We start from the raw sequence: 9,547 nt of genomic DNA, 5'->3' as shown, positions 1-9,547 counted from the left end.
AAGAACGGCATCAGCCAGCGTTCAAGTTCGTCTTCCCATCCCGGCATGGTCAGCCCTCCAAGAGCCGACCACCCATGAATCATTGAAAAATTGATTCGGGAATCCTATAAAACGCGACAAAATCAAAAATCTGCCAAAGTAGTGCTAGTCTTCATCCGGCTCGCGTACGACCGCCGGTTCGTCGGCTTCATCCTCCTCTTCGTCGCCCTCTTCGTCCTCCTCGTCTTCATCAGGATCTCGGGGCGGCATCGCGGTGCCCATAGCTACGAGCGGCGTCCAGACGGTGGCTGTGATGAAAAATGCTTCGAAATCGTGTTGCCTCATGTTGTTACTCCTCGAAAAGCATGAGCAGTCGAATATTCCTGACCGACGACATCCGGATGTCCAGGGCGCGATCGCCCCTGCGCGACGGCGATCAGATCCACAGCAGTGGCAGGGGCCGGCACCCCACACAACTGGCGGCGTTTACGAGTACTTCATGCCGAGGACGCATCAGGTTCCATATTTACCAACACTTCGCCGGCAGTGATTTCGGGATCCCCAAGATCGAGGTCATGCAGACTTGCTTGAATAAACTCCATTATCCTGGCGTTCGCTGCATTCGCGCTTTCGCGGTCCTCGAATATCATCACGGCGACACCGACGCCGTCGCCCCCATCCAGCACGTAGTAAGATCTGAATCCGGGCGATTGCCTCAGGATCTGACCGACGCCACTCTTGGCGCGACGAGCAGCGTCCGCAACCGAACGAACCTTGGTGTACTTGCGAATGACGATGTACATGAGGTCACCGCGCGTTACAGTTCCCGCCCCACGCATCAAAGCATACCGGGTCCCGGTTGGACCAGAGCGCTGCTTCCCGGACGGCCGCGCGCCTTTCTCCAGCGAGCCAACCTCGCCCCGCAAGCGGGGGCGAGGTGCCGAGGCTCAGGACCCCTCGAACTTGAACGAGACGTTGAGCTTGGCGCGATAGGACTCGACGTTTCCCTTCTCATCCAGTTGCATATCGAGCTTGACGACCTCTGCAATGCGAAGATCCCGGAGAGTTTTTGCAGCTTGCCCGACCGCATTGGCGGCCGCCTTCTCCCATGAGTCGCTGCTGGTACCGATCAGTTCAATGACCTTGTAGACGCTATCAGGCATATCGTCCTCCTGTTCGGTCTGAAGCAGGAAGCAGGTGCTCCCCACCGTTGTGAAATCTAGCATCAGGATGTCGGCGCTGATACGACGCGATACGGTCCCGGACGCCGCCCGGGGGCCCGATAAGGACAAACCGCATTTGGCGGGGATGGCGGCTTTTGGCCCATAGCCGCAGTGCGATCAGGTCGTCCTCAGGCGGTTCTCTAAGGCCTAGACCTGACCACCCGCGCCAGCATCGGAAAATGCTTGTTGCCGCCCGCGAATGGCGGGAACTGGACGAAGTCCGCGCGCATGCGCTTGATCACGTCGGAGCCGAGCGCGTGCGCGAGGGCTTGCGGGCTGTCGAACACCAGCTTGTTGCGCTGCATGTGCTCGACGCGCTGCGACGGCAGCCGGTCGACCCAATCGATCCGGGTGTAGATCTCGATCTGGCGAACATCAGGGAAGGTTCGCATGATCGATGGATGATGCTCGAGATAGTGCAGGTTCCAGGCGTTCATGTCCTCCGCCGGGCCGGGATAGTGCACGAGGTAGCTGCACGGAGTGGTCGTGCCTGGCGGATGTTCGGCGGCATCGACGGGAAACGCGCGTGTCAGCATGACCTGGTGCGTGACGTCCAAGCCGGTGAGGCTCGCTAGTCCGGCCCCCGTCGCGAGACCGGCAAGGATACCGCCGCGATCCATCGCCGCCTCGCAGGCGAGCAGGTCCGGAAACCGGAGTTGAAGCGCAAACACCGGGCCGGAGCCATCGGCCTTGTAGGGATGATCGACCGACTGTTCGAGCGGCGTGAACAGCAAGCCCTCGGTCATGTCAGGGATCGATCCGACCAGCTCCGCCACGGCGTCAACCTCGTCGGGATGAATTCGTCGTTCGCCTGCCGGATCGGAGAATGTCATGAAGAGCGAGATCATGCGGGCGTTGCCTCGGTGCCCTCGCCCACGCTCACATGCGCCATCAGCGCGGCGCGAATGTCATCCGGCCACGGGATCGCATGGTGATCCACCAGCGACGTCGCGGCCAGGATCTGGCGCGCGCGCCAGCGCATGCCGTTCGCGCCGGAGACGACATGCTCCAGATGGAGCGACGATCCGCCGACCCGGCTGATATGCAAGTTGAACGTCAGGCGATCRCCGAACATCGACGGCCGGGAAAAGTCGCAGGACAGATGCACCGTGGGTGTCCCGATCTTCCGGACCGTGATCAGCTCCGGCCATGGAAATCCAATTCTCGCCCAGAAGTCTTCGACGACCCCGTTGAGGATGTTCAGGTAAGACGGGAAGTACGCGATCCCAGAAGGATCGCAGTCTCCGAATCTGAGCTCGCGATCGAACGAGAACGTCGTCATCAGATCGCGACGACCGGATGCCTGATGACACCGACCCCGTCGACCCCCGCTTCCACCACGTCACCCGGCCACAGCCATTCCTGGGGAGTCCTGCCGGCGCCGACGCCTTCCGGCGTTCCGGTCGCGATGATGTCGCCCGGCTCGAGTGTCATGCCCGACGAAATGTCGGAAATTAAAACCGGGATGTCGAAGATCATGTATTTGGTATTAGAGTCCTGCTTCATGACCCCGTTCTTCGTCAGCCACAGCCGGAGGTCATGCGGGTCGGGGATCTCGTCCGCGGTCACGATGCAGGGGCCGAACGGCGCATAGGTGTCCATGCCCTTGGAGAAGATCCACTGGCCGGCGCGGCGATTGTCGCGCGCRGAGATGTCGATCATGACCGAATAGCCGAAGACGTGGTCCATCGCCTTGTCGGTCGCGATGCGGGTTGCGGTCTTGCCGATGATGACGGCGAGCTCGACTTCCCAGTCGAGCTGCTGCGTCATCTTCGCATTGTGCTGGATAGCGCCGCCGGGGCCGATCACCGACGTCGGCGGCTTGGAGAAGACGACCGGCTGCTTCGGCAGGTCTTTGTCGGTATCCAGGCTCTTGGCGGACTCCGCCACATGCGCACGGTAGTTCAGCCCGATGCCGAAAATGTTCTTGCGGGGCCGCGGGATGGGCGCCTGCAGCTTCACGTCCTCGAGCGGAACGGCGGAGCCGGCCGGCAAGCGTCCATCGGCATCGTCCAGACGCTCCTTCAGTGCCGGCAGCAGCGTCACGCTGTTGTCGATGAACGACAACATGTCGCTCGGCCATGCAAAGCCATGCGACGCACCGAGGTGCTCGACGTCCACGACCAATCCGTCAACGAGGACCCCGAGGCGGGCACCACTGGAGCCCAAGGTGTAGGTAACAAGGCGCATGAAGCTTTATCCGGCTCTTTCGGTTGAATTCTGTGCGGGGACGTCAGGCCGCGACTGGCTGATGGCCGGCGTTGTCGCCATAGGCCTCTTCCCGGTAGAAGCCGAGACTCTCGATGACGGGCAGATCGTTGAAGCAGAACAGGCAGGCGTCCTCGCTGCCCGAGGCATTGCCGTGCTCATGCCAGGCCCAGGAGGGAACGCAGAAGATGTCGCGCTCCTGCCACTCGAAGCGCTGGCCGGCGATGATCGAATAGCCGCGCCCCTTGGCGACCTGGTAGATGAAGCTGCCGGTATGCCGGTGCGACTTCGTCTTCTCGCCCGGCCGCAGAAGCTGCATGCTCGCGCCGATCGTCTGCATCACGTGTCCGCCGGAGATCGGATTGACGTAGTTCATGAGAATGCCGTCATAGGGCGAACCGTCGGTCGCGGCGGCATATTTGCGCAAGGACTCGTAGGTCGGCTCCCACTCGTATTTGAACATCGGGGAATAGCCCTTCGACCATTTCGAATCCGCTGGCCGAAGCCCGGGATTGCCCCAGGTCTTGGTCATGTCGTCCACGGGATAGCCGGAATCTTCCTGCTGCACCTTGGGATGGACCGCGAAAAAATTCGCCTCCAGCGCGTTGACGAGCGGGATGTCCAGGCCATCCTGCCAGATGCAGACCGAGCCGTTGCCTTCGACGCCATGCTCGTGCCAGGTGCCGTTCGGCGTGAGCACGAAATCCCGCGCCCCCAGCGTCATCTTGTGCCCGTCGACGATGGTGTAGGCGCCCGAACCCTCCATGATGAAGCGCAGGGCTGAAGCCGAGTGCGCGTGCGCTGTTGCGACTTCGCCGGGATGCATCACCTGCAATCCCGAATAGAGCCAGCCGACCGCGGCCGACACATCGCGGCGGCCGGGATTGTTGAGATAGATCACCCGTCGCCCCGCCTTCTCCGGCGAGACCAGCTCGACCGAGCGCAGCACGTGCTCGCGCAGATCGTTGTAGCGCCAGAGCACGGGAACGGACGCCGATTGCGGCGCCCACGGCTCGATCTTGTTGGCGACCGTCCACAGCGCGCCGGCTTCGTACTTTTCGAGGTCCTTGTAATAGGCCTTGAGCTCGGGGGTATCTTCGACATTGGCCCGGCCGACGACGTTCTCGCGCATCCTATCCTCCAAGTCCTGTCTCGTGGCGCCGCTTTATCGACGCGCCCAACCACTATTCCGATCTCAGCGGGATCGGCGTGAAGCCCTGCCCCGCGTCATCGCCCTCACCGTCTGCGAGGCCCAGCGGCGCCAGAGGACGTCGGTTGACTCGCAAATCGAAAATATCGAACCGGTTGTAGTGCCCGACGATGTCATGCATCTGCTTCGGCTGGATGCAGCGGTCGAGATCGATGTCGGCGTAGACGATGCCTTCATCGTCGATCAGGGGATCGCCGACCACGCGGCCGTCAGGTCCGATGATGCCGGAGAACGCGCTCGACTTCCGCTGCAGGCGCGCACGCGCGTCGGGGACGACCGTTTCCATCGCCGTGATGATCTCCTCCGACACGGTCGAGCAGGAGACGATCGTAAAAATCTTGCCCTCAAAGGAATGGGCGATCGCGCGCAACTTGATCGCCTCCGCCATGTCGTAGTCGGGCGGCGCGACCGGAAGCGAGATGTAGCTGGCGACATGCACGAGCTCACCCTGACCCAACAGCGCAAAGCGCGCGAGCGTGTTGGTGTTCTCGCCGCAGGCGAGCCCGCCGAGACGCCCGATCTCGGTATCATAGACGCGCAGGCTCGATCCGTCACCGCCGGTCCAGGTCAGCTTCTCCGCCCAGGTCGGCACCAGCTTGCGGTGCTTGCCAAGCACCGCGCCGTCCGGCCCGATGAAAACCAGGGTATTGTAGATCGCGCCCAGCGACACCGGGCTGCGCTCGTTCACGCCGAGCACGACGTAGCATCCGGTGTCGCGCGCGGCTTTCCTGACGACATCGACCTCCGGACCCGGCACCAGCACCGATGCCTTGGCGAGCTTCTCGAACCATGCGCTGCCCGTGACGGGGTCGGTGATCCAGTTCCAGTAGGGATAGCCGGGAACGAACACTTCGGGGAACGCGACGAGCTTCGCGCCATTGGCTGCGGCTTCACGGACCAGTGAAGCCGCCTTGTCCGCTGTCGCGCCCGGGTTGAGATAGACAGGTGAAGCCTGGACGGCGGCGGCTCTAAAGCGAGGCAGCTTCAGCATTGGCCCTACCCTGCCGCTGGCTCATGATCGCCTTGCCGGAGCAGAGGTCCGCAAGCGTGATAGCATGGCGCGGCGTTGACTTACTTCACATGTAAACGTATGCTATCGCATATTTCTGGAGGGTGCAATGGCTGAACGGTCTTTTGCTCGCGAAGTCGAGGATCTCCGGCTCGGCGATGGCGATACGTTCCGCGGCGAAGGCATCCTCGCCATCACCAAGGCACTGCTGCAATCCGGCGTCGCCTATGTCGGCGGCTACCAGGGCTCGCCGATCTCGCACCTGATGGACGTGCTCGCCGACGCCAAGGACGTGCTCGACGATCTCGGCGTCGTGTTCCAGAGCTCCGCCAACGAAGCGGCGGCGGCGGCGATGCTGTCGGCCTCGGTGATGTATCCCCTGCGCGGCGCGGTGGCGTGGAAGTCGACGGTCGGCACCAACGTCGCCTCCGACGCGCTCGCCAATCTCGCCTCGGGCGGCGTCACCGGCGGCACCATGATCATCGTCGGCGAGGACTATGGCGAAGGCTCCTCCATCATGCAGGAGCGGACCCACGCCTTCGCGATGAAATCGCAGATCTGGCTGCTCGATCCCCGTCCCGATCATGAGTGCATCGTCAATCTGATCGAGAAGGGTTTTGAGCTCTCCGAATTCTCCAACACGCCCGTGATGCTCGAGGTTCGTGTCCGCGCCTGTCACATGCACGGCAGCTTCGCCTGCAAGGACAACGTCAAGCCGGCGCACACCATCAAGGACGCCCTCAACAACCCCAGGCGCGACGTCAACCGCATCGTGCTGCCGCCGGCGGCCTATGAGCATGAGCAGGAGAAGATCAAGACGCGGATGCCCGCGGCGATCGGCTTCATCCGGGACCACAAGCTGAATGAATGGATGGGGCCGAAGCAGGGCAAGGTCGGCATCATCATGCAGGGCGGCATGTACAACAACGTGATCCGCGCGCTGCAATATCTCGGGCTGTCGGATGCCTACGGCAACACACAGGTTCCGCTCTACGTCATGAACGTCACCTACCCCGTGATCGACACCGAGGTCGCGGAGTTCTGCGTCGACAAGGACGCCGTCCTGATCGTCGAGGAAGGCCAGCCGGAATATCTGGAGCAGGCGATCAACACCGTGCTGCGGCGCAGGGACATCCAGGCGCGCATCCATGGCAAGGACGTGCTGCCGATGGGCGGCGACTACACCGCGCAGGTCCTGCTCGGGGGCGTCAGGGACTTCCTGGAGAAGACCGAGCCGCGGCTGCTCGGCAACCGGCCGCCGGCGCCGGACGCCGTTCCCGTGCTCAATCACCCCGCGGTCGAGAAGCTGAAGCAGGTTGTGCCGGCGCGCCCGCCCGGGCTCTGCACCGGCTGCCCGGAACGGCCGATCTTCGCCGCCATGAAGCTCGTCGAGGAAGAGCTCGGCCAGCATCATGTCTCGGCCGACATCGGCTGCCATCTGTTCTCGATCCTGCCGCCCTTCAATATCGGCGCGACCACCATGGGCTTTGGCCTTGGCCCGGCCTCGACCTCGGCCTTCAACGTCAAGGCCGACAAACGCTCGATCGCGGTGATGGGCGACGGCGGCTTCTGGCACAACGGACTGACCAGCGGCATCGGCAATGCCGTGTTCAACAAGCACGACGGCGTGTTCGTCATCGTCGACAATTTCTACACCTCGGCGACCGGCGGTCAGGACATCCTGTCCTCGCGCGCGACCAACAAGCGGCGCGACACCAACAATTCGATCGTCAAGGCCGTGAAGGGCATCGGCGGTCAGTGGGTGCGCCAGCTCGACCGCACCTATGACGTCGGCAAGATGCGCGACACGCTGAAGGAGGCGCTGACGACCAAGGAGGAAGGCCCCAAGGTCATCGTCGCGTCCTCCGAATGCATGCTGAACAAGCAGCGCCGCGTGAAGCCGCAGATCAACAAGGCCATCAAGGACGGGTTGCGCACCGTCAAGGAGCGCTTCGGTGTCGACGAGGACGTCTGCACCGGCGACCATGCTTGCATCCGCCTCTCGGGCTGCCCGTCGCTTTCGGTGAAGCAGCTGGACGACCCCTTGCGCGACGATCCCGTTGCCGCGATCGACAATTCCTGCGTCGGCTGCGGCAATTGCGGCGAGGTCTCCGAGGCCGCCGTGCTCTGCCCCTCGTTCTATCGCGCGGACGTCATTCACAATCCGACCGGTTGGGACAGGTTCAAATCCAGGGTTGCGATGGCCGTGATCGGCTGGTTGCAACGGCGGCGTGATCGCCGGCGTCCGGCGCTCGAGGCGTTGGCATGAGAGACGAGACGGTCCGGCTGGCCCTCCCCGCCGCCGGTGAGGCGACCGAGCGGCCGATCTCCATCGCGATCGTCGCGATGGGCGGCCAGGGCGGCGGCGTGTTGACCGACTGGATCGTTCAGCTTGCCGAGAACCATGGCTGGGTCGCGCAATCGACCTCGGTGCCCGGCGTCGCCCAGCGCACCGGCGCCACGATCTACTATATCGAGGCGATGCCGCCGCTCGACGGCCGCAAGCCGATCCTGTCGTTGATGCCGACGCCCGGCGACGTCGACGTGGTGATGGCGGCGGAGTTCATGGAGGCCGGCCGGTCGATCCTGCGCGGCCTCGTGACGCCGGATCGCACCACGCTGATCGCATCCAACCACCGGTCGTTTGCGATCGGCGAGAAGATCGCACCGGGCAACGGCATCGCGGACGGCGGCGCCGTCACCGGCGCCATCGGGGTTGCCGCCAAGTCCGAGATCATCTTCGATCTGAATGCGCTGGCGATCGCGCATGGCAGCGTCATCTCGGCGGCGATGTTCGGCGCGCTCGCGGCGGCCGGTGTGCTGCCGTTCAGCCGCGACAGCTATCTCGACGTGATCCGCGCAGGTGGGAAAGGCGCCAAGGCTAGCGTGGAGACGTTTGAAGCCGCGTTTGACCGGGTCAAGACCGGCGCACCCGAGGTCGCAGCGCCAGCGCCATCAAAGCAGGCCGATCACGTCCCCTCTCCCGCAACGCCCGATCCAGATCTTGCCGGGCTCATCGCAAAACTGAAGCAGGAGCTGCCCGAGCCTGCGCTCACTATGGCCCGCGCCGGCTTGAGGAAGGTCGTCGACTTCCAGGACGTCGCCTATGGCGCCGAGTATCTCGACATTCTCAAGACGTTGCACGCGGCCGACCGAAGCGCCGGCGGTGGTGCGCACGCCTATACCTTCACGGAGACCGCGGCTAAGTACCTCGCCAACGCCATGAGCTATGACGACGTCATCCGCGTGGCCGACCTGAAGACGCGCGCTGGTCGCCGCGCGCGCATCGAGAGCGAGCTCGAGATGTCCGAGGGACAGGTGCTCCAGACCACCGAGTTCATGCATCCGCGCATGGAGGAGGTCATGGGCGTGCTGCCCGCGGGCTTCAGCCGCTGGCTCGGGGCGCGGCCGCGCCTGCTCGGCTGGCTCGATCGCCGCGTCAACCGGGGGCGCAGGGTGCGAACCTACTCGCTGCCCTGGTTCCTGACCCTCTACGTCGTGGCCGGACTACGCGGCCTGCGACGCCGCTCGCTGCGTCACGCCGTCGAGACCGCGCATCGGAACGGATGGCTCAAGGCGGCAACCGATGCGGTCGCCACCAACTACCAGCTCGGTGTCGAGATCCTGCAATGCCGACGCCTCGTGAAAGGCTATTCCGATACCCACAGCCGGGGGCTGTCGAAATTCGACAGGACGCTGGCGGCGATCAAGCTGGTCGAGCGACGCGAGGATGCCGCCGATTGGGCGCGCCGCCTGCGCGAGGCCGCGCTGAAGGACAGCGCAGGCAAGGAGCTCGACGGCGTGATCCAGACCATCAAGACTTTTGCATGATTCCATCGGAGGGGAACGCCGGAGTGGATTGCCGTTCGACCCCCAAGACGTCAGGATCAGGCGACTTGACTACGATACTCAAATTGT

Annotated in this window: 10 protein-coding genes; 2 read left to right on the top strand and 8 right to left on the bottom strand. The window is 63.6% G+C overall.

Going from position 1 to position 9,547, the window contains the following annotated elements; all coding sequences use genetic code 11:
* Positions 1-144: 144 nt before the first annotated feature.
* The 8 genes from AB4Z51_RS10785 to AB4Z51_RS10750 form a co-directional block, all read right to left on the bottom strand.
* Positions 145-324: a hypothetical protein gene (locus AB4Z51_RS10785; protein ID WP_063984236.1), complete on the bottom strand. Its 180-nt coding sequence runs from the start codon at positions 322-324 to the stop codon at positions 145-147.
* Between the two features lie 152 nt (positions 325-476).
* Positions 477-782 (bottom strand): hypothetical protein, encoded by a 306-nt coding sequence (locus AB4Z51_RS10780; RefSeq protein ID WP_071917568.1) that lies wholly within the window; start codon positions 780-782, stop codon positions 477-479.
* A 144-nt stretch (positions 783-926) separates the two neighbouring features.
* Positions 927-1,142 (bottom strand): dodecin family protein, encoded by a 216-nt coding sequence (locus AB4Z51_RS10775; RefSeq protein ID WP_063986511.1) that lies wholly within the window; start codon positions 1,140-1,142, stop codon positions 927-929.
* 200 nt (positions 1,143-1,342) lie between these two features.
* On the bottom strand, positions 1,343-2,050 hold the full coding sequence (locus AB4Z51_RS10770; RefSeq protein WP_441268448.1) for a hypothetical protein: 708 nt from the start codon (positions 2,048-2,050) through the stop codon (positions 1,343-1,345).
* Entirely contained in the window at positions 2,047-2,484 is a 438-nt protein-coding gene (locus AB4Z51_RS10765; RefSeq protein WP_231144522.1) for an acyl-CoA thioesterase, read from the bottom strand. The genes AB4Z51_RS10770 and AB4Z51_RS10765 overlap by 4 nt, the downstream gene beginning before the upstream one ends.
* Complete coding sequence (locus AB4Z51_RS10760; RefSeq protein ID WP_063984241.1) at positions 2,484-3,392, bottom strand: fumarylacetoacetate hydrolase family protein; 909 nt, start codon at positions 3,390-3,392, stop codon at positions 2,484-2,486. The genes AB4Z51_RS10765 and AB4Z51_RS10760 overlap by 1 nt, the downstream gene beginning before the upstream one ends.
* A 43-nt stretch (positions 3,393-3,435) precedes the next feature.
* The gene (locus tag AB4Z51_RS10755) at positions 3,436-4,542 is read right to left on the bottom strand and encodes a cupin domain-containing protein (protein WP_028153098.1); all 1,107 of its coding nucleotides are present in this window, start codon (positions 4,540-4,542) and stop codon (positions 3,436-3,438) included.
* Between the two features lie 52 nt (positions 4,543-4,594).
* On the bottom strand, positions 4,595-5,611 hold the full coding sequence (locus AB4Z51_RS10750) for a carbon-nitrogen hydrolase family protein (protein WP_441268449.1): 1,017 nt from the start codon (positions 5,609-5,611) through the stop codon (positions 4,595-4,597).
* A 127-nt stretch (positions 5,612-5,738) separates the two neighbouring features.
* Between AB4Z51_RS10750 and AB4Z51_RS10745 the strand changes: the two genes are divergently transcribed.
* Positions 5,739-7,898 (top strand): thiamine pyrophosphate-dependent enzyme, encoded by a 2,160-nt coding sequence (locus AB4Z51_RS10745; RefSeq protein WP_441268450.1) that lies wholly within the window; start codon positions 5,739-5,741, stop codon positions 7,896-7,898.
* On the top strand, positions 7,895-9,460 hold the full coding sequence (locus AB4Z51_RS10740; RefSeq protein ID WP_441268451.1) for an indolepyruvate oxidoreductase subunit beta family protein: 1,566 nt from the start codon (positions 7,895-7,897) through the stop codon (positions 9,458-9,460). The genes AB4Z51_RS10745 and AB4Z51_RS10740 overlap by 4 nt, the downstream gene beginning before the upstream one ends.
* Positions 9,461-9,547 lie beyond the last annotated feature (87 nt).

Source organism: Bradyrhizobium sp. 2TAF36 (genome assembly GCF_052114925.1).
Taxonomy (GTDB): Bacteria; Pseudomonadota; Alphaproteobacteria; order Rhizobiales; family Xanthobacteraceae; genus Bradyrhizobium; species Bradyrhizobium barranii.
The sequence above is the reverse complement of the archived record's forward strand: the minus strand, read 5'-3'. Positions and strand labels throughout refer to the sequence as shown.

What these genes read in the sequence shown, in the direction of transcription:
- AB4Z51_RS10785 (WP_063984236.1), bottom strand. Translation starts at nt 324, where the DNA reads ATGAGGCAACACGATTTCGAAGCATTTTTCATCACAGCCACCGTCTGG.
- AB4Z51_RS10780 (WP_071917568.1), bottom strand. Translation starts at nt 782, where the DNA reads ATGTACATCGTCATTCGCAAGTACACCAAGGTTCGTTCGGTTGCGGAC.
- AB4Z51_RS10775 (WP_063986511.1), bottom strand. Translation starts at nt 1,142, where the DNA reads ATGCCTGATAGCGTCTACAAGGTCATTGAACTGATCGGTACCAGCAGC.
- AB4Z51_RS10770 (WP_441268448.1), bottom strand. Translation starts at nt 2,050, where the DNA reads ATGATCTCGCTCTTCATGACATTCTCCGATCCGGCAGGCGAACGACGA.
- AB4Z51_RS10755 (WP_028153098.1), bottom strand. Translation starts at nt 4,542, where the DNA reads ATGCGCGAGAACGTCGTCGGCCGGGCCAATGTCGAAGATACCCCCGAG.
- AB4Z51_RS10750 (WP_441268449.1), bottom strand. Translation starts at nt 5,611, where the DNA reads ATGCTGAAGCTGCCTCGCTTTAGAGCCGCCGCCGTCCAGGCTTCACCT.
- AB4Z51_RS10745 (WP_441268450.1), top strand. Translation starts at nt 5,739, where the DNA reads ATGGCTGAACGGTCTTTTGCTCGCGAAGTCGAGGATCTCCGGCTCGGC.
- AB4Z51_RS10740 (WP_441268451.1), top strand. Translation starts at nt 7,895, where the DNA reads ATGAGAGACGAGACGGTCCGGCTGGCCCTCCCCGCCGCCGGTGAGGCG.